The 20285-nt window shown below is 58.7% G+C and carries 15 protein-coding genes; 5 read left to right on the top strand and 10 right to left on the bottom strand.

All coding sequences use genetic code 11. The features are described from left to right. Positions 1-11: 11 nt before the first annotated feature. Positions 12-2078, bottom strand: a complete 2067-nt coding sequence (locus IG168_RS11230) for a S9 family peptidase (RefSeq protein ID WP_226876847.1) — start codon at positions 2076-2078, stop codon at positions 12-14. A 134-nt stretch (positions 2079-2212) separates the two neighbouring features. Between IG168_RS11230 and IG168_RS11225 the strand changes: the two genes are divergently transcribed. Next, positions 2213-3079: a BKACE family enzyme gene (locus IG168_RS11225; RefSeq protein WP_193164487.1), complete on the top strand. Its 867-nt coding sequence runs from the start codon at positions 2213-2215 to the stop codon at positions 3077-3079. Positions 3080-3163: 84 nt separating this feature from the next. Here the strand turns inward: IG168_RS11225 and IG168_RS11220 are convergent, their stop codons facing one another. Beyond that, positions 3164-3634 carry a hypothetical protein gene (locus tag IG168_RS11220; RefSeq protein ID WP_193164486.1) on the bottom strand — a complete coding sequence of 157 codons (471 nt, stop codon included), beginning with the start codon at positions 3632-3634 and terminating at the stop codon, positions 3164-3166. A 485-nt stretch (positions 3635-4119) separates the two neighbouring features. Here IG168_RS11220 and IG168_RS11215 point away from each other — a divergent pair, with 485 nt between their 5' ends. Further along, positions 4120-5598 carry an alanine/glycine:cation symporter family protein gene (locus IG168_RS11215; RefSeq protein WP_193164485.1) on the top strand — a complete coding sequence of 493 codons (1479 nt, stop codon included), beginning with the start codon at positions 4120-4122 and terminating at the stop codon, positions 5596-5598. Positions 5599-5667: 69 nt separating this feature from the next. Here IG168_RS11215 and IG168_RS11210 read toward each other — a convergent pair whose 3' ends face one another. From IG168_RS11210 to IG168_RS11185, 6 genes are read right to left on the bottom strand one after another with little or no spacing between them, the layout of a single operon-like run. After that, positions 5668-6831 (bottom strand): acyl-CoA dehydrogenase family protein, encoded by a 1164-nt coding sequence (locus IG168_RS11210; protein WP_193164484.1) that lies wholly within the window; start codon positions 6829-6831, stop codon positions 5668-5670. A gap of 11 nt (positions 6832-6842) precedes the next feature. Continuing rightward, positions 6843-8867: an acetyl/propionyl/methylcrotonyl-CoA carboxylase subunit alpha gene (locus IG168_RS11205; RefSeq protein ID WP_319024696.1), complete on the bottom strand. Its 2025-nt coding sequence runs from the start codon at positions 8865-8867 to the stop codon at positions 6843-6845. After that, positions 8864-9667: an enoyl-CoA hydratase/isomerase family protein gene (locus tag IG168_RS11200; RefSeq protein ID WP_193164483.1), complete on the bottom strand. Its 804-nt coding sequence runs from the start codon at positions 9665-9667 to the stop codon at positions 8864-8866. The genes IG168_RS11205 and IG168_RS11200 overlap by 4 nt, the downstream gene beginning before the upstream one ends. Before the next feature lie 12 nt (positions 9668-9679). Then, positions 9680-10846 carry an acyl-CoA dehydrogenase family protein gene (locus IG168_RS11195; protein WP_193164482.1) on the bottom strand — a complete coding sequence of 389 codons (1167 nt, stop codon included), beginning with the start codon at positions 10844-10846 and terminating at the stop codon, positions 9680-9682. 54 nt (positions 10847-10900) lie between these two features. After that, a complete protein-coding gene (locus IG168_RS11190) occupies positions 10901-12508 on the bottom strand; it encodes an acyl-CoA carboxylase subunit beta (protein ID WP_193164481.1) in 1608 nt (535 codons plus the stop codon). Then, entirely contained in the window at positions 12508-13401 is an 894-nt protein-coding gene (locus tag IG168_RS11185; protein WP_193164480.1) for an SDR family oxidoreductase, read from the bottom strand. The genes IG168_RS11190 and IG168_RS11185 overlap by 1 nt, the downstream gene beginning before the upstream one ends. Before the next feature lie 175 nt (positions 13402-13576). Here IG168_RS11185 and IG168_RS11180 point away from each other — a divergent pair, with 175 nt between their 5' ends. Continuing rightward, on the top strand, positions 13577-14209 hold the full coding sequence (locus IG168_RS11180; protein ID WP_193164479.1) for a TetR/AcrR family transcriptional regulator: 633 nt from the start codon (positions 13577-13579) through the stop codon (positions 14207-14209). A gap of 233 nt (positions 14210-14442) precedes the next feature. Continuing rightward, positions 14443-17016, top strand: a complete 2574-nt coding sequence (locus IG168_RS11175) for a hypothetical protein (protein WP_193164478.1) — start codon at positions 14443-14445, stop codon at positions 17014-17016. Between the two features lies 1 nt (position 17017). Here IG168_RS11175 and yciH read toward each other — a convergent pair whose 3' ends face one another. Together yciH and IG168_RS11165 are read right to left on the bottom strand one after the other, a co-directional pair. Continuing rightward, positions 17018-17341 carry a stress response translation initiation inhibitor YciH gene (yciH, locus tag IG168_RS11170; protein ID WP_193164477.1) on the bottom strand — a complete coding sequence of 108 codons (324 nt, stop codon included), beginning with the start codon at positions 17339-17341 and terminating at the stop codon, positions 17018-17020. A gap of 197 nt (positions 17342-17538) precedes the next feature. Next, positions 17539-19020 (bottom strand): PKD domain-containing protein, encoded by a 1482-nt coding sequence (locus IG168_RS11165; RefSeq protein WP_193164476.1) that lies wholly within the window; start codon positions 19018-19020, stop codon positions 17539-17541. A 431-nt stretch (positions 19021-19451) separates the two neighbouring features. Here IG168_RS11165 and IG168_RS11160 point away from each other — a divergent pair, with 431 nt between their 5' ends. Further along, positions 19452-20279: an ion transporter gene (locus IG168_RS11160; protein ID WP_193164475.1), complete on the top strand. Its 828-nt coding sequence runs from the start codon at positions 19452-19454 to the stop codon at positions 20277-20279. Positions 20280-20285 lie beyond the last annotated feature (6 nt).

Genomic DNA, 20285 nt, shown 5'->3' with positions numbered 1-20285 from the left:
TTTACGTCCAGTTATTGATTCAGGTTGGCGATGTTGATACCCGGGCCGGGTTGCGGCAACGGGAAGCCGAATACCCGGCTATAGAATTCCAGTTCGCCCTCGAGTGCCATCTTGATGCTGTCGCCGCCGCGGAACCCGTGGCCTTCATTTTCAAAGGTGATATAGGCCACGGGGATACCCTGGGCTTTCAGCGCATCGACCATCGTCTGCGCCTGATTGGGGGGCACCACTTTATCTTCGAGGCCCTGGAAGAAAATCACCGGGCAACTCAGCTGGTCGACGTGTTCGATTGGTGAGCGCTCCCGGTAGCGGGCCTCCGCTTCCGGCCAGGGGCCCACCAGTTTGTCGAGATAGCGTGATTCAAATTTGTGCGTGTCCCGCGCCAGTGTGCTCAGGTCGCCGATGCCGTAGTGGCTGGCGCCGGCACTGAAGGTATTGTGGAAGGTCAGGGCGGCGAGCACCGTGTAGCCGCCGGCACTGCCGCCCTTGATCAGTAGCCGTTCCGGATCGGCGAGCCCCCTGGAAACCAGGTATTCGGCGCCGGCGCAGACGTCCTCCACATCGAGAATGCCCCAGTTGTCTCTCAACCGCTCGCGGTAGCGGCGGCCGTAGCCGGTGCTGCCGGAGTAGTTGACGTCAAGTATTGCAAAGCCACGGCTGGTCCAGAACTGGATTTTCAGGTTCAGGCCGGCGGAAGTCGCGCCGGTGGGGCCGCCGTGGCTGAATACGATCAGCGGGGGCAGGGTGCCTTCGGGCGCGCTGAAATGCGGGTTGTGCGGCGGGTAATAGAAGCCGTGAACTTCGCGGTCGCCGGCGGGAAACTGGATCGCCTGGGCATGGGAAAATAATTCATCCGGCAGATCACTGCTGTTGCTGCTGGCGATGCGCGTGAATTTACCGCTGTGGTTGTCGAAGCCCATCACGGACGGAAACTCACTGCCGCCGGCGGCGATCATCACCGCCTTGTGGCTTTCACAGTGGACGCTTTCGATATCGCAGAAGGCGTGCTGGAGAATCTGGTGGCTGCGGGCGTGGATATCGATCCGCGCCAGATGCCAGCGGCCGCCCTCGGTGAAGGTGCACAGGATTTCATCGGAATTCAGAAAGCCGTAGGTGGACATGCCGAACACCCACTGCGGCGTGGCAAATTCAGCGGCCGTTGCCCACAGGGGGGCCTCTTCGCCGAGACGGTAGATATTCCACCAGTCGCTGCGGTCGGACACGTAGAAGAGTTCGCCCTCCGGTGACCACTGCGGTTGGAAGATCGATTCCTCTCGGCCACCGGCCACAACGGTCACATTATCGATAGCGCCGTCGTCGGAGAGTTGGGCGAGGCACAGTTCAGTGCTATCCCAGGGCATATTGGGGTGATACCAGCGCAGGTAGCAGAGCTGCCTGCCGTTGGGACTCAATGCGGGATTGGAATAGAAATCCGCGCCTTCGGCAATGATATCGGGCGCAGAGCCCAGCGGATCCTGCAGGTCGATGGCGACGATACGGGCGCGTGCTTCTCCCTCCGCGCTGTAATCCTCCTGTACGCACAGCAGGCGGTTGCGTCGGCTGTCGAGACAGAAATCCGCGTAGCGAAAGTCCCCTTCGGGAGAGATGGCTTCGGGCAGCGCTTTTTCCAGCGGCATGCGGTAGATACGCTGGTCGTCGGCGAGGACGAAATACACAGTGTCGCCACAAACCAGGTAGCTGGCGCCACCGTATTCATGAGCCTTGGAGCGAATGCTCAGCGGTGCCGGAATGACATCGCGCCGGCCCTGTTTCGGACAGAACTGAACCAAAACCGAGCGGCCTTTTTCCGTGGGGCGCGACTCCAGCCAGTAGGCGCGTCCGTCTACCAGGCTGGCTTCGCTCAGACGCACGCTGCCCTGTACCAGCAGGTCGGCGTCGATGGCGGATTTCCAGCTGCCGTAGGGGGCGATCTGCTCCGGGCGACTTTCGCTCATGGTGGTGATGTCCTCGTTATCTATAGGCCCTATATGGGCCTTGGTTGCGCGCTCGTGCGGCTGTGCGGTCAGCGGCGCATTCTGCCGTCCGCGCGCAGAGGAGACAAGTTGCCTTTTCCTCATCTACACCCTGTGCTAGCCTGCAAAACCAAGCAAGCGCTTGGTATTATAATGACTCAGGATGCAGCGCCGGAGCAGCAAGGGTTGTCAGCCTACGCGTACGGTGTCGATAAAAAGATAATGCAGGAGAGCCCGAAATGTCCGCCGAAAAGTCCGATGAAGTCGTCATTACCTGTGCACTGACCGGGGTGCTGACCAATCCGGAACAGCATCCGGTGCCGGTTACTCCGCAGCAGATGGCGCAGTCTGCACGCGAGGCCTACGACGCCGGTGCTGCCGTCATGCATATCCATTTCCGTGCCCAGGAGCCGGGCAGCGGGCATCTGCCCAGCTGGGATCCCGCTGTGGCGCTGGCCATTGCCGAAGAAATCCGCGCCGCTTGTCCCGGCGTTATCCTGAATTTCACTACTGGCACAATCGGCCGGGACCAGCAGGGCGCGCTGGACTGCATTCGCGCCGGAAAGCCGGAGATCGCCGCCTGCAACGCGGGGAGCCTCAATTACCTGAAAGCCCGGTCCAACGGTACCTGGGCCTGGCCGCCAATGGTGTTTGAAAATACCGTAGACAAAATCGAGGAGCTGCTGGCGGTGTGCCGCGAGACGGGTACACGGCCGGAATTCGAGTGTTTCGATGTGGGCATTGTGCGATCCGTGGGCATGTTCGCCGACGTGGGTATGATCGACAGGCCCAATTACAACCTGGTCATGGGTGTGGCTTCCGGTATGCCGGCGGATCCGGAGCTGCTGGCACTGTTACCCAAATACATGAAACCCGGTGCCCTGTGGCAGAGTACGGTGATCGGGCGCGAGGAAATCTGGCCGGTGCACCGCAAGACCGCGGAGCTGGGCGGTCACCTGCGCACCGGTGTGGAGGATACCTTCTACCTGCCCGGCGGTGAGCGCACCAGCGGCAACGGCCAGTTGATCGAGGCGCTGGTCAATATCGCCGAGGAAGCGGGGCGTACAGTAGTATCTCCGGCACGCGCCCGGGAGCTGTTTCTTTAAGAAATCGAAGCGAAACTCGCCCCGCGGCGGCAGGGATGGCTGCCCCGGGGCGAGAGTCAATCAGATGGCTCGGGATAACTGGTGCTAGGCAGATCTGTGGAGTTTGAGGAAAAGGGCCAAAGTAGCCAGCAAGATTGCGCTGCTGATGATTATGGCGATGGCGATATAGATATTCTCATACATTCCGTCTTGATTATATTTAATTATCAGGACCAGCCCTTCCACAGCGAGCGCGCAACTTATGGTACTGAAAAAATGCGGAACCGTGCGGCGTAGCCCCTCCTCCACGGAATAACCGGCCGAGTCCTCTCCTACGAACTCCGCATCAATGACTAATGCCAGGTCGAAAATCGTCAGTGCAACCACCAGATTGCTGACGCTTGTCACAAAGACATGATTCATAGCATCGTAGACATCTTCCGCGTTGAAGATCTCGTGAGCAGCTCCCAATAATGTGGCCACTACGATGCCGATTGACGTTAGCGCAAACAGGATCGAAAAGGCGCGCCCACACAATCTTCGGACAGGCGTGTTGCTCAATGTTTTGTTCAGCATAATAATCCGCGCACTCTTCGTGAAGATGCCACCTGCTACAAGTAGTGTTTGCTCAGTCTGCGGCTTACGTGACTAGAAACTATTTCATCACTGCTGCGCGATTACCTGCCGCGTTTCGCCGGTGCTGGTGCGCCATTGGAATCGGAATGCAAAGGTTCGCCCTATATATCCCGCTCTCTCTGTTCCGGCGGCCACTACAGCCACTCGCTCGCTAAATCATGATGTAGCGGCCCCTGGTGCTCTGTATGCAGCATAGCCAAAAAAAGAAAAATGCGACATATAACGGTTTAGTCGAACCCAAGACACAGCGGGTTTGTAGATTCTTGCTTTAATGTGCTCCTTATCGATGGTAATTGTGTTTTTCTGACTGCCGAGCCATACCTATTTCATTCCTTTCCAAGGTTCTCGGCTAGCCTTGTATACGGAATGGAATTTTCTGCGCCAGTGCAGCTGGCACACAGTGTAATGCTTGCTGGGAGCATGCGATGCAAGGCTTTCTCGATACCCTTGCCAGCTTTGTCGGCTGGGGCAATTCGATCACCTGGGGTGGCCTCGGTGGCATCTGGTGGCTGGGTATCTTGATTGCCGGACTATTGCCGGCGGGACTCTATTTTTCCTGGCACAGCCGTTTTATTCAGTTTCGCCATTTCGGCCATATGCTCACGGTGATGAAGCGCAGCTTTCACAAGGAGCATGAAGACTCCGTATCTTCATTTGAGGCATTTGCCACCAGCGCAGCGGCTCGAGTCGGCACCGGCAATATTGCCGGTGTGGCGGTGGCGATCACCGCGGGCGGGCCAGGTGCCGTATTCTGGATGTGGATAGTAGCCTGGGTTGGAATGACTACGAGTTTCGTGGAAAACACACTGGCCCAGACTTTCAAGGAGCGCGGTGAGGAACACGGGACCTTTCGCGGCGGCCCGGCCTATTACATTGAAAAAGGCCTGGGACACAAATGGAAATGGCTTTCCGTACTGTTTTCCATTTTCCTCGTGATCTGTTTCGGCTTCTTTTTCAATGCCGTACAGGCCAATGCGATGGCGTCGGCTATCCACGGTGCCTGGGGTGTGAATCCGTTGTTGGTTGGCGTACTGGTGGCAGTGCTCGCGGCGATCATTGTCTTCGGCGGTATTCATTCCATTGGGCGTTTCGCCGGGATCGTTGTGCCATTTATGGCGTTGGCCTATATTGCCGTCGCCATATTCGTGATCCTGTTACGTGTCGATGAGCTGCCGCGGGTGTTTGGCCTGATTTTCGGCAATGCATTCGGTTTCGAGGAGATGGGGGCAGGGGCCTTCGGTTCGGTCGTGGCCAATGGTATCAAGCGCGGCCTGTTTTCGAATGAGGCGGGCATGGGTTCCTCGCCGAATGTCGGTGCGGTGGCGGATGTGAAACACCCGGCCATTCAGGGCTATGTGCAGATGGCATCGGTATTTCTCGATACCATTTTGATCTGCAGTGCGACGGCCGCCATCATCCTGTTGGCCGATGTCCATATGGTGGGGAATGTAGAGGGCGTGACGCTGACTCAGGATGCGCTCGCCAGTGAAGTGGGCAGCTGGGGCGGCAGCTTTGTCGCCATCGCGTTGTTGTTCTTCGCCTTTACGTCGATCATCGCCAACTATTACTACGCAGAAACCAATATCTTTTTCCTCTGGCATACACGCCTATCGATCTTCTGCTACCGGGCGCTCTATATTGTGTTCATCCTGTTCGGTGCCTGGGTGGCCTACAGTGGCAAGTCGGAGAATTTTGCACTGCTGTGGAATATGGCGGACATGTCCATGGGCTTTATGGCTTCCGCTAACCTGCTGGCGATACTGCTGCTGTCCGGAGTGGCCTTCAAGGTGCTGGGGGACTACGAGGCCCAGCGGGACCAGGGTATTGCGGAGCCGGTGTTTGACGCGCGCAAGTATGCCATCAAGGGCGTGGAGCACGATGTCTGGGATGGCAATACTCGTTGAGTTTGGCTGCGGGATATGATCGCCCCGCCGGATTGATTCGGATGCTAGCGGTCTTCAGCGCGCGCTTGTTTAAATGCCCATTTGCCGCGATGCGAGGTCTCGCAGTATTTCCTCGGAGCCGCCGCCGATTGCATTGACCCTTACTTCCCGGTAGATCCGCTCCGTGCGCCCGCCGCGCATATAGCCAGCGCCACCGATAGTCTGCATGGCCTCTCGTGCACAGAATTCCAGGGTTTCGGTCGCCTGTACCTTAAGTAGCGCTACATCGGCGACTTTCAACTGCTGTTGTTCCTCGGCCCAGGCGCTCAGCTCGAGATAGGACTGGGTGGCATTGATACGCTGCAGCATCTGCGCAAACTTGTGGCGGATAACCTGATGGTTCGCCAATCGCTTACCGAAGGTTTCGCGCTGTTGCGCCCACTCTATAGCTTCGTGCAGGCAGACGCGGCTGTACTCGACGCAGGAGGCGGCGATGCCCAGGCGCTCCCGATTGAAGTTGTGCACTATCGGCAGAAAGCCCTCATTTTCCCCGCCGATAAGGTTTGCTGCCGGCACCCTGACCTGATCGAAGAAAATACTCGCAGTATCCGAACACCACCAGCCCTGTTTTTTGTCCAACTGCTGCCGGCTGACCCCCTCGGCATCGGCGGGGATCAGCAGCAGTGAGATACCGCCGTAGCCATCGCCACCGGTCCTGACCGCGGTGGTAAACCAGTTCGCACGCATACCGCCGGTGATAAAAGTCTTTTCACCACTGATGATGTAATCGTCGCCGTCGCGCGCGGCACGACACTGAATATTGGCCACATCGGAGCCCGCTCCCGGCTCGGTTATCGCCAGGGAAATATGCTTGTCGCCACTGAGCACCTGGGGGATCACCCGGTCTTTCAGCGCCTCGCTGCCATAGTGCACCAGCGGCGGCAGCGCGATGCCGTGCACCATCAGGCTCGCATAGAGCCCGCCCGCACCACAGCGAGCCAGTTCCTCGGCGGCGACGATGGTATGGAAACAATCCGCCTCAATGCCCCCGTAGGTTTCCGGGTAGCCCATCTGCAGCAGCCCGACATCGGCTGCCTTGCGCCACAGTTCCGCCGGCAATGTGCACGCCTCATCCCATTCGGTGACGGAAGGCATGATTTCGCGATCCACAAATCGACGCAGCTGCTCGCGCCACTGCCGGTGGCTGTCGTTGTAGAAAGGGCTGGCGGGGCGGGTGGTGTCGATATCGTACACTGCGCGTTCCTTTAGGATGTTTCGTCTGACGTGACTTCCGCTGATTCAATCTGTAACAGCAACTGGCCCCCGCGTACCTGGCTGCCCGCAGTGGCGGCGAGCTCGATGACGTGTCCATCGCGGTCGGCTTTCAGCGGGTGTTCCATTTTCATGGCTTCCATCACCGCCAGGGTGTCGCCGCGACGCACTACCTGATTGGGCTTTACCAGTACTTCCACAATGCAGCCGTCCATCGGTGCGGTAATTCGGCCACTGCCTGGACCGCAACTGCGGTTTGCCGGGGCCTGGGTGATATCGCGGAAGTGCCACTGCTGCCCGTTGCGCAACAGGTAAATACTGTCGTCGCGATGCAGATGAAACTGCCGGGATTGCATTCCATTGACACGCATCCGGCTGAAATTGCCGTCGGATTCCAGCACTTCAATATTCGATACCTGTTCGCCAATTGCGACCCGGTAGCTGTGGCCGCCGTCGCAGTACAGGGAGCACTCGCAGGTTTGATCGCCGTATTGCAATCGATAGACGAGCGGCAGCCGGTTGGCGCCAGTGCGCCAGTTGGCGCGACCGCTGCGAACGTGGGCCGGGGATATTTGCCGTTCGTGGTTCAAGACTGCAGCGAGGGCGAGTAACTCGTTGTCGGGACTTGTGTCCTTGTTGCTGACGCCGTCGGGGAAAATTTCTTCGATATATGCGGTGGTAGCGGCACCGGCACAGAACTGGGGTTCGTCGAGAATCTGCTGGAGAAAACCGACATTGTTTTTTGGCCCGATCAGCTCCAATTCACCGAGTGCCGTTGCCAGCCTGCGCCGGGACTCCTCGCGAGAGCTGCCCCAGGCGATCAGCTTACCGAGCATCGGGTCATAGAAGGGCGAGATTGCCGTGCCGGCGCGGATTCCGTGGTCGATACGGATTCCCGCTCCCGCCGGTTCTCTCCAGTGGAGCAGTTCGCCGGCCTGTGGCAGAAACTGATTGTGCGGATCCTCCGCGTACAGGCGGACCTCGATGGCATGTCCGCATTGCTGGATTTCTTCCTGGGCCAGGGGTAAGGGCTCGCCGCGGGCGACGGCAAGTTGCCAGGCGACCAGGTCGAGGCCGGTGACCATTTCGGTGACGGGGTGCTCCACTTGCAGGCGGGTATTCATTTCGAGGAAATAGAAGTTACCGCTGTTGTCGAGAAGAAATTCGACGGTACCCGCGCCGGTATACTGGCATGCGCGGGCTGCGGCCACCGCGGCAGCCCCCATTTTTTCCCGCAACACCGTATCGACGGCGGGCGAGGGGGATTCTTCGAGTACTTTCTGGTGGCGCCGCTGTATCGAGCAATCGCGTTCGCCCAGGTGAATGGTGTTGCCGAGAATGTCGGCAAAGACCTGGATCTCGATATGCCGGGCGTCGACGAGTGCCTTTTCCAGAATCAGCTCGTCGCTGCCAAAGGCACTGAGTGCCTCGCTGCGCGCCGAACGCAACTGTGCCGGCAGTTGATCGACATTGTCTGCCAGGCGCATACCGCGTCCGCCGCCACCGGCAGCGGCCTTGATCATGATTGGGAAGCCGATTTCCCGGGCGGCGTCGACCAGCGCTGCATCTTCCTGCGCACCCTGGAACCCGGGTATGCAGGGAACGCCGGCGGCGGCGACAAATTCCTTGGCGCGACGTTTGTTCCCCATCAGTTCGATCACTTCAGGGGAGGGGCCGACAAACTGCAAGCCGCTTTCGGCACAGGCGCGAGCGAAGTCAGCATTCTCGGCCAGGAAGCCGTAGCCCGGGTGGACTGCACTGGCGCCGGCCTGCTGTGCTGCCTTCACGATCTTGTCGATGTCGAGATAGGATTCGGCGGGTGTGTTGCCGCCGATGGCGACCGCAGTATCGGCCGTTCGTACGTGCAGGGCTTCGCGGTCGGCCTCGCTGTATACGGCGATCGTGCGGTATCCCTCTGCGCGGGCCGTGCGCATGATACGCACGGCAATTTCGCCCCGATTGGCCACCAGCAGGGCCGGACGGGCGTTTGTCGCTGTGTTGTCGGCGCTTTCCATCATGCCTGCTGCCACTCCGCTGGTCGTTTTTCTATAAATGCGCGCGCGCCTTCGCGGCCTTCGCCACGCTGCATTGCATCGGCAAATTGCCGTGCGGCGCTGTCGAGCAGGGCCTCCAGGCCGGAATCGCGGAGACCTGCGCTGTCCCGTAACAGCTGTTTGGTGGTCGCGAGGGCGTTGGGTGCACAGGCGTGAATGGCCTGCAATTGTTGATTGACTGAATCGGTCAGCGCTTCACCGCTCTCGGCGATGGCGTGTACCAGCCCGATCCGTGCAGCTTCTTCGGTGTCGATGGTGACACCGCTGAGAGCGAGGCGGCGGGCCTGGAACTGACCCAGCCGAGTGGCGACAAACGGAGCTATCTGCGCGGGCGGCAACCCGAGCCGTGTTTCCGGCAGCGCAAAGCGGGCACCCTGGGCGGCGAGGCAGATATCGGCGATACAGGCGAGGCCGAAACCGCCCCCCATCACGGCGCCTTCGAGCGCGGCGACGACCACGAGGTTGGTCTGATTGAAACGGCTGAGGAGTTCCCCGAAGTGCCGGTTCATCCGGTAAAACGCATCGGAATCGCCGTCTGCGGCCCGCTGTTGTGCGGTGAGCATATCGGCAATATCGCCTCCGGCACAGAAGTGGCCACTGCTACCGCGCAATACCAGCGCGCGGATTTGTTCGTCGGCTTCGGCGGTGGCGAGTTGTTGCAGCAGGTCTTCGACCATCTGCAGATTCATCGCATTGCGCTGTTGGGGGCGGTTCAGCGTCAGAAGACGCGCCGAACCCTGCTGTTCGACAATCAGTGTTTCCATCACAGTATTACCTTAGTCACCGGCTTTGCGGCGTCCCGGCAGAATGCCCATCAATTTACAGATGATGCCGAGCATTACCTCGTCAGCACCGCCGCCGATCGCGGTCAGGCGACTGTCGCGATAGGAGCGGTTGATCGAAGTCTCCTCGATATAACCCATACCGCCCCAGAACTGCAGGCACTGGTCGGGGATTGTCCGCGATAGACGGCCGGCTTTCAGTTTGGCCATGGAGGCGAGGGTAGTGACGTCTTCGCCGCGCACATAGGCCTCTACCGCCTGCCACGTCAGCGCGCGCAGGCATTCCACCTCGGTCTGCATTTCGGCGAGGCCGAAATGAATGGTCTGGTTGTTCAGCAGCGGCGCCTCGAAAGTGTGGCGCTCCCGGGTGTAATCGATGGTGCTGGTGACACAGTTTTCCAGCCCCTTGATCGTCAGGGCGGCGCCGGCGAGGCGCTCTTCCTGGAACTGCAGCATCTGCAGCAGAAAGCCGGCCCCCTCGTCGCCGATGCGGTAGTGCTGCGGCACCCGCACATCGTCGAAAAATACCGGGGCGGTTTCCGAAGAGCGCATCCCGAGTTTTTCCAGCTTCTCACCGACGCGGACACCCGGTGTCTTGGCGGGAATGATCAGCAATGATTTATTGCGGTATGGCTTGCCCTCACCGGTATTCACCAGTGTGCAGAAGAAGTCGGCACAGGGTGCGTTGGTGATCCACATCTTGCTGCCGTTGACGATATAGTCGTCGCCGTCGGCTACCGCGGTGGTCTTGACCGCAGCCACATCCGAACCGGCGCCGGGTTCTGACACCGCAATAGCGCCGATCATATCCCCGCGAATGGCCGGGGCGAGGAACTGTTCCTTCAGAGCGTCACTGGCAAAGTTGGCCAGTGCGGGCGTGGACATGGATGTCTGCACGGCAATGGACAGGGGGACGCCGCCGCAGTGGGCCGCACCAAGTTCCTCGAGAAATACGGTTTCGTAACTGAAATCGAGACCGAGTCCACCGAACTCGGTGGGCTTGCTGATACCGAGCAGGCCGAGATCGCCGAGCTGCTTGAACAGGGTGCGGATGGGGAAGGCGCCGGCCTTTTCCCATTCAGTGACGTACGGGTTGATCTCCTGCTGAACGAAATTGCGGACAGTCCGCTGCAGTTCGCGGTGCTCATCGGTAAGTATCATTTTTGTTGCCCGTTCTCTGTCTTAAAGTTTGAATGTTCAGTGCCCGGCACCAGATTAAAATCTGGCTATACCAAAAGTATTGCTGCGTACGGGTTGTATCTCTGCGGCCCGACAGATTTCCAACAGCATGCCGAGCAGCCTGCGGGTATCCCGCGGATCAATGATGCCGTCGTCCCACAGGCGGGCGCTGCAGGCCAGTGCATCGGAACTCGCGTCCATGAAGGCTGTGGTATCCCGCTCGAGTTTTTCCAGGGCCGCTTCATCCAGGTTGCCCACGCGCTGCATCTTTTGTTCGCTGACAATGCGCAGAACTTTGCCCACCTGGGCGGCGCCCATTACCGCCGTGCGCGAATTGGGCCAGGCGAAAATGAAACGCGGATCAAAACCGCGGCCGCACATCGCATAGTTCCCGGCACCATAGGACCCGCCGACCACGATGCTGAGTTTGGGCACGCGGGCATTGGCGACGGCCTGAATCATTTTCGAACCGTGTTTGATAATCCCCTGCTGCTCGACTTCCGTACCCACCATAAAGCCGGTGGTGTTGTGCAGGAACAGGAGTGGCGTACCGCTCTGTTCGCACAGCTGGATAAACTGTGCCGCCTTGTTGGCTCCCCTGGGCGTGATGGGGCCGTTGTTGCCGATGATTCCCAGAGGGTGCCCTTCAATACGGATATGGCCGCAGACGGTCTGTTGATCGAACTCCGGCTTGAAATCCAGCAGTGCGGAGTTGTCGGCAATGCGCGCGAGCAGTTCGCGCACGTCGTAGGGTTTTTTACTATCTGCCGGGATCAGGCCGAGGAGCTCGTCGATCGGGTAGTGGGGGTCCTGCCAGTCCCGGTCGATTGAGGGCGGAATTGTTTGGGCCAGGTTGGCGACAATTTCCCGCGCGATGCGAATGCCGTCTTCATCATTCTCGGCCAGGTAGTCGCCACTACCGGCCTGGCGACAGTGCATTTCCGCTCCGCCGAGGCTCTCCTCGTCTGCGATCTCCCCGGTCGCCGCCTTGAGCAGCGGTGGGCCGGCCAGGTACATGCCGGTCTGGCCTCGCACCATGACAACATAGTCGGAAAGTCCCGGCTGATAGGCACCCCCGGCGGTTGCGCCTCCGTGCACTACGGTAACCTGGGGAATACCCGCGGCTGACATGCGTGCCTGATTGGCAAAACCGCGGCCGCCGGGAGCGAATGTCTCGCTGGCGTACATCAGGTTGGCGCCGCCACTCTGCGCCAGGGTGACGATCGGCAGGCGATTTTCCAGGGCGATTTGCTGCATGCGCAGCGCCTTGTCCATGCCGGCTGGCGAAATGGTGCCGCCTTTGACCGCGTAATTGTCCACGCGGACCATACAGCGCACACCGCTGACTTCCCCGATACCACAAATGGCACCGCCGCCGGCACCGCTGCCGTCGCGGTCGTCGTACAGTTTGTAGCCCGCCAGGGCGCAAAGCTCAATGAATGGGGCGCCCGGATCCAGCAGACGATTGAGTCGCTCCCGTGGCAGCAGCCAGCCGCGCTCGCGATAGCGCTCAGCCTTTGCAATCTCGGTATCCACCGGCAATTGCTCTGCCGCGCGAAAACGCTCGATCGCACCGAGCATGGCGGCGTGATTGTCGCTGAACTCGCTGGAACCGGTATCCAATTCCGAGGCAATTGGCTGCATCAGAGCTTACCCTCCGCTTCCAGCTCGGTGACCACCTGGGGCTTGTTACGGCGGTGAAAGCCGTTAAATACCTTTTTGTTGTGGGAGGGGGCAGGGCGCCACAGGGGGGAATGGTGGTTCAGACTGGAGCCACCGTCGACCCGCAGGGTCTGCCCGGTGATATAAGCGGCCGCGTCGGACAGCAAAAAACAGACGGTGCCGCTGATCTCCGCCTCCTCGCCGAGACGGTACAGGGGGATCGACTCGCGGAACCCCGGCAGCAGTTCGCGTAAAAAAGCGGGGTCGTAGGTGTCGAATCCGCTGGACAGGATATAGCCGGGTGCGACGGCATTGACGCGGACACCGTGTGCCGCCCATTCCACGGCAGCAGTCTGGGTCAGGTTTTCCATACCCGCGCGGGCGGCGCCGGAGTGCCCCATCATCGGCATGCCGCCACAGTTATCGGCGGTGATACTGACGATACTGCCACCGTTGGACTTCATCGACTGGGTGAAAACTTCGCGCGCCATCAGGAATCCGCCGAGCAGGTTACTGCGCACCACGGCTTCGAACCCCTTGCTGTTGGTCTGCTCGAGGAGTGATGGGTACTGACCGCCGGCATTGTTAACCAGGCCGTGGATGGCGCCACGCTCCGCCAGTATCTGTCCGACGGTATCGCGCACGCTGTCTTCGTCGCGTATATCCAGACTGTAGGTGCTGCAGTGGCCGCCGTCGGCGCGAATTTCTTCGCTGACGCCAGAAAGCTTTTCCTCGCTGCGCCCGATCAGAACAGTGTGGGCGCCGAGGCTCGCGAGTTCGTGGGCTATGCAGCGGCCGATCCCGCTGCCGCCACCGGTAATGACTTGTGTGGTTCCGTCGAAACTTCCGGGCCGCAGCTGGCTCTGGTAGCTCATAAGTTGGTGTCCCTATTATTTGGACTTGTGTTTGCACTTGCGCCGGGGGCGGTGAGCGCTCAGAATAACTTAACGCTACCAAGCAAGCGCTTGGTTATCAACTGGATTCTGCAGGGGCCGGGAAGTGGCCAATTAGTGCAGATGGACGGACGACGGACAGACAGAGGGTGCGCCAATGAGAGTAGCTGAAGGGCAGCGGGCCGACTTGTCACCGCGCAAACTGGTCGATGCGATGGTGTCGGAAGGCGTACTGACGGCACCCGATTCCCCGCGTGGGCGACTGCTCAATGCAGCGGCGCGACTGTTTGAGCAGAAGGGCTTCACGCGAACTACGGTGCGGGATATCGCCGCCGAGGTGGGCATCCTGTCGGGCAGTATTTTTCATCACTTTGCCAGCAAAGAGGACATTCTCCGCAATGTGATGCTGGAGGTGGTGCAGTACGCGCAGGCGCGTATGATCCACGCGGTGGCTCGCGCGCCAACGCCGCGGGACAAACTGCGCGCCTGTATCCGCTGCGAACTGGAGGCTATTCACGGGCTGGCCGTTCCGGGGTTCTCGATCCTGGTGATCGAGTGGCGCAGCCTGAGTGCACAGAGTCAGAAGCAGGTGCTGAAATTGCGCGATGCCTATGAGGCGACCTGGTGCGAGGTCATTGACGCAGCGAGGCCGGGTGTCGATCCGGCGCTGACCCGGCGTCTGCTAGTAGGCGCGCTGATCCATACGCACAGCTGGTTCAAGCCCCGGGGTAAGGGTTTATCACTGGAGGAACTGGCGGAGCAGGTATTGCAGACGTTTGCGCCGGAGTAGAGTGACGTGGAGTCGTTGTGAGTTGCTGTCACCATAAGGAAAAGATGGCAATTTGGGCGGTTTCACTTCACGAATTTTGTGTGCGCAAGTTGGCTTTTTGTGTTTGAACACGATATTTGCCGGCGCCGGTGAGAACCAGTACCCACCGGTTTTTCCGGGAATCTTTTACGCTCCGCAGCGCTCACCTCACTAATTCTGACAATTCACGGCACTTGTTAACAGCGGAGCGCGCTATGTCTGGGCAGGAAAAGTTTCAAGTCGTATCCGCAGGGAAGACGTTGCGGGCCAGAACGGCGGAAGATGTCGTGCGTGAGGCGGCACAGACCTTTTCCATTCCTGTCGCCAAAGCGCGTCGACTCATGCTTAAAGGGTGGGTGATCAAGGATCAACTCAGCTCCAAGCAAGTCATCGAATACCGGACTCGCCTGCAGAAGATCGGCCTGCGGGTGGAGGTTTTCCCAGCCGGGAAATATGACAACCGTGAGCTGCTCGCCAAGCTGCAATTTGCCCAGAAGCGGCGCAATCGCAACGATGTGACGCGCAATGCGAAGCCCGTGGAAGTGGCAGCCGAAGCAGCTCCCGCTGTCAGCGCCGGGTCGAGCGAATCCAGCCCTGCGCAACCGGAATCGCCAAAGCGGTCCCCGATTGCCAATCGCAAGACAGACAAGCCTGAACCGCGTCCGGAGAATGGCAAAAGCCGTGCGCGCGAACAGATCGAAGCCCTGTTCAGCGATGAGCCGCAACAATGGAAAGGGGTGGGGATAAAACGGTTTATATTGGTGTTGGGAGCCGGCGCTGCGGCAATGGTTCCCGGGCTTTTTGTATTGCTGGCTGTTTTCAGCATTTATAGCGCAGTACGTACGCTCTGGCAGATAGCGCAGGCAATCATGTCCGGCAATCTCGGTGTCTTGGGTATTGTCTCCTGCATGGTGACACTGCTGTTAATCGCTTTCACAGTGGCATTGCTGGTCTGGCCTTTCTTTTTTGCACGCCGTTTCGAAGATGGTGACAAAAAGGGCGTGGTTGTACTTTCAAGGCGCGATGCCCAGGGATTGTACCTTCTACTGGACGTGTTGGCGGAAAAGGCAAACCTGCCGAAAGTATCAGATATTCATGTGACCGCCGGCGCCGAGGTGGTGGCGGGACCAATCAGCTTCGCTGGTCTGCGGGCACGGCAGCTGCCTCTCAACCTGGGCCTCGGCGCCGTTTGCTCCCTGCCGGGCCGCGAACTTGCGGCCCTGGTCGCGCGCGCTCTCGGTATCTATCGCGATACCCCGCGGGGATTGGCTGCCCGGCTGATTCAGGGTTCCTCGCGCCGGTTACAGTTGATGCAGTGGGCGCTGGAAAACGAACGCAGTGCTGTGGCCCCCCAGGGAGAATGCGCTGCTCCCATAAAGCCCCTGCACGGCCTGCTGGCAGTCACGGGACGTGTATTGATGCCCGTAATCGACCAACTGGCGGATATACACCACAAGCTGACGGCGCCGGTCGCCCGCCTGCTTGAGCGTGACGGTGACGCCTGTGCGGCGCGCGTTCTCGGAAGCGATGACTTCGTGCGCTTTGCAGAGAAGTGGCACCAGTTGGTGCACGCTGAACTGGTGGCGGTGGAAATCAACCGGGAAGCGGAAGTCGCCAGTCAGCGGCTGTCGGACTTTCCCGGGGCGATCCGGTGGATATTGGAAAACCTCGATAGCGAAACGCGCTCCAATATCGAGCTGGCGATGGCGCAGACATCCGATCCCTGGGACAGTGCCCAGGCCGCGGATAACGAGCGTATTGCGTGGGTAGAAGAATTGACTTTGTCGCCGCTGATGAATAAAGCCTTCTCCGTGCAGAAACTGATCGACGGCTTGCCCGCATTACGTGAATCGGTCAGTGCCGGGATGTCGGTCGAGTCCGCCCGGGCAGTGGAGAACCAGCGGCTGCTGTGTGCCAGCAAGGAGGCGGAAGCCTCGCTGCAGGTTCTCGGGGAATATTTCAATCAGCTCCCGTTACGAGAGGTGCTTCCCGAGGCGCCACCATCGGCCGACGAATTTGCGGAAATGGATTTACAGTCGGTGATCGACTGGCTGCGCGGCAAGCTGGTGGACGCGCGGGAACTGGAGCAGCGTCTCGATCAGTTGCGCGCGCGTAGTGCCGCCATCAGCCTGGGTGCCGGGCTCATCAAATCCCAGGTCAAAATTGAGCCGCAGGACTATTACCTCAGCGGCTCGACGCCAGCAGCGGCGGAGGAGAGTCTGAATGACAACCGGGCGCGCGTCGGGGAGCTGCAGCAGCAGTACCGTCAGATATTCGCTGCCTTTGTTCTTAGAGTGCAGCGTGCAGTGGACGCGATGAGTGGAGAGCAGGGGCAAGCAGCACGGGAGATTCAGCAACAATTGGCGGCTTATTGTGCAATTGCTCCCCAGGCTGAAAAGCTGGAGCGCTATGCGGATATTCTCGGCCTTATGATCGACAGTCTGTCGCTGGATACCAGTCAGCGGGAGTTGATCCAGAAGTTTTATGATATGGCCGCTGCGGGGCTGGCGGCAGCTTTTGATGGTGCGGACCGTAACAATAGTCTGCGGGCGTCGGGCCTGCCGGAGTCGCTGGAGGCCAGGGTAGGGCGCATAACGGCCTATGGCCTGCCACAGGATCGGCAGGGGGTAATGGATGCGCTTCAGGCGATGGAAATCCGTTGCAAGGGGGCGAGCGCAGCCATTCTCGAGCACTACCGTATCCAGCTTGCCCCGCTATTGGAATCCTGTCTGAAGCAGGAGCGCTCCATGGGTGTTCGGCCCCTGCGGCTAGTTGGTAACCTGCGCTGATTTAGCCTCCGGCCAGCTTGACCTTGTAATCGCGCGCTTCGAGCAGGGCCTTCAGCTCGGCGCGTTTGTCGCCCTGGATTTCGATGACCCCGTCTTTCAGGGCGCCGCCGCAACCACAGCGTTTCTTCATTTCCGCCAGCAACAGTTTCAATTCTGCATCGGTACCTGGCAGGCCCCGCACGCAGGTCACCCCCTTTCCCTTGCGGCCTTTGGTTTCCCTTTGTATCCGGACTATACCGTCGCCTTCGCGGCGGGCTTCGGCTTTGGGTTCTTCTTTGATGCGGCCGCGGTCGGTGGAGTAGACGAGGCGGTTATCTCTGGGCATGGAATTCGGGCACCTTTCGGCATGGATGGGAGGTGAGTGGTCGACTTGGGGATTGTGCCGCAGGTGTTGGGGAAGTTAAAGCGCGAAGTGGTAGGCGAGGGCGGAAGGCGTCTGAAGCTATTAGCGCCGTAGATAAGGGGGCATTTAGTAAAAAGAGAAAGCGCAGCCAAAAGGCTGCGCTAATCGAGGTGATGATATTACTCGTCGGCAAAGGTGCGCAGGGCGCCAATGGCTTCAGCGACTGGTTCTGAGTAATCGTCATCAGACTTGTTGTTCAGAGCGTCCATGAGGTAATCAACGGCAGCTTCTTTCTCGATGGTTTTACTCATCAGGGCGTATGCAACAGTCTGCATGTCCGCCTCCGCCGCGTCGATTGCCAGCATATATGAATCGTCCCGCACGCCAAGATTGAATTCCTGGAAAATCAGGTTGGTGTAAATCGCATTGGAGGGATTCGCCACCAAGTGGGCTGGAAGCTCTGACTCATACCAGTTGCCAAAATCAGCCAGATAGACATCAGCGCCAGGTAGGCCATGCTTGGCGGCCATATACGCCCCCATCAGTTGGTTATAACTATCGTAGCCCCACAACGGGTAGTTGTCCCAGGTGCGCGGTGGGTTGGCCCCGTCAAAACCGTACTTGGCTTGTACCGCATCCCACATGGCCGTCGCGACATCCAGGTATTTCTGCTCGCCGGTAACCTCGTAAGCGTAGAGGAATACACCCAGGTCCGCGCTTGCGAAATTGCCGGGGTTAGTCGGATCTGCACTAGTGCGCACATACATGTCCTCAAACGCCAGTTCGGCGATATCACTGTAGCCTGCCGCGCTCAGGAAGTGCGCGATCGGGGCAGTGATGTTTTTCGCCGCACCGGTATTCGGGCGCTGCCACTTAAAGATGCCTGCCCCAGCGGCAGTATCATTCACCATAAAACCATCGGCGTGAATAGTTTTGAAGTCCACCAGCACGATGGCATCGGTCAGTGCTTTGATTTGTGCATGGATATCGCCAATCACGTCGACTTCAGTATCTGCAGTTCCGGAAGCCTGGTGTTCGTCGGTAGCGGTTACCTGGAATTTCAACGTCTTGTTGAATTTAGTCGAAGGTGATACGAAGCTGGCATCCGCATCGTAATCGGTAATGGCCACTTCGTAGCCCTCTGTTGCGTCCAACTGCGCCCAAGAGTATTCCAGCTTGTCGGAGTAGTCGTCACTGGCAGTTGAAGTCAGAATCACGGTTTGTTGGGTAGCTACAGGCTCAACTGCGTTGATCGAAACTTCTGGCGCGGCGTTGGCCAGCACTTTCACGGTGACTTCCGCCATCGCAGTTTCACCTTCCGCATCAGTGACGGTCAGGCTGAAAGTCAGGTCAGTGTCCTTGTCGGGCGCCGGAGCGATGAACGCAATTGTGTCGGTATCGCCACCGGTAAAATCGACGCTGGTACCAGTGGTCTGGGTCCACTCCAGGCTTGCGATATTGTCGTCTTCATCGCTCGCAACGGCTTCCAGGGTGACCTGGGCGCCAGGTTTTACTGCTGCGATTTCCTGGATAACCACACTGGGAGCAGCGTTGGTTGTTACGGGCGGAGTGGTCACAGACCGGTGATGGGAATTATCGTCGCTGCAGCCGGCCAGAGCGCCAGCGGCAATGATTACCGCCAAAAGAGTGCGATTGAACACAGGAGTTCCCCCTTAATATTTTTATTCTGGCCAGATCGCCAGATTTCCTTTTGGATCTGCAAATAAACGCAAAACAAAAAAACAACACATTAAATGTGATCGAGTTGGCATTTATTATGTGATGCAAGTAGATCTCAGGTGTCGGTACAGATCAACCAAATATCTTTGTCATTTAATGCTTTTGGCGAAAATTTGCCTGTCTTTTGCGACATTTATGGAAATTAAAAGCGCGCGTAAGCCATCGACACGAAGTTTGAGCGGGCTGGCTGGCATCGTGAATATGGACATAGAATTTGAACCGACGAACACGTCGGCCAAAAAATAGCCATTCAAGATGAGGCGCTCGCCCATGGATCTGGAATAGTTGAGACCGAATTCGTAGGCGACGTTTACAATGAGCGCCGATACAGAATTATGTTTTGGAGAAGCTGATGCCGTTGACCGGTATGCGTAAATATCTCAATGAAGTGATCTTCGGCACGGATACGCCGGCGGGGAAAAATTTTGATGTTTTTTTGATCTGGGCCATTTTGACCAGCGTGGTGCTGGTATTGCTGGTGTCGGTCGAGCGCTTTGGCTCCCGTTACGGGGAGATGTTTTTTATCCTGGAGTGGATTTTCACCGGGCTTTTTACCATTGAATATTTCCTGCGCATTTACTGCTCAGTCAATCGCCGCGCCTATATATTCAGCTTCTACGGTCTAGTGGATCTGCTGGCGATCTTGCCCAGTTATCTGGCCTTGGTGTTTACCGGAGCCCACACACTGCTGGTGATCCGGTTACTACGGGTACTGAGGATATTCCGGATCCTGAAGCTGATCCATTTCATGCGGGATGCGAATCTGCTGCTCCGTTCACTGTGGCAGTCGCGACGTAAAATCATGGTGTTTTACGCCAGCATGCTGGTGCTGTGTGTGATTTTCGGTGCGATCATGTATCTGGTGGAAGGGCCCCGCCACGGATTCAGCAGTATTCCCAAGAGTATCTACTGGACCATTGTCACCATCACCACAGTGGGCTTTGGGGATATCACGCCACAGACGTCGTGGGGGCAGGCTATCGCATCGCTTACCATGTTGATCGGTTATTCGATCATTGCGGTGCCCACCGGTATCGTTACCGCAGAGCTGGCGTCGGAAATCGGCAGGGAGCGCACCCTGCGCCGCTGCGATAACTGCAGCCGCTCAGGGCACGACGTTGATGCCGAGTATTGCAAACACTGCGGCTATAAGCTGGAGGAAGAGCAGAAGCTGCGCTGAAGCGTA

The organism is Microbulbifer hainanensis (genome assembly GCF_014904735.1).
GTDB lineage: Bacteria > Pseudomonadota > Gammaproteobacteria > Pseudomonadales > Cellvibrionaceae > Microbulbifer > Microbulbifer hainanensis.
Note: the sequence above shows the minus strand (reverse complement) of the source record. Positions and strands in the feature narration are given on the sequence as shown.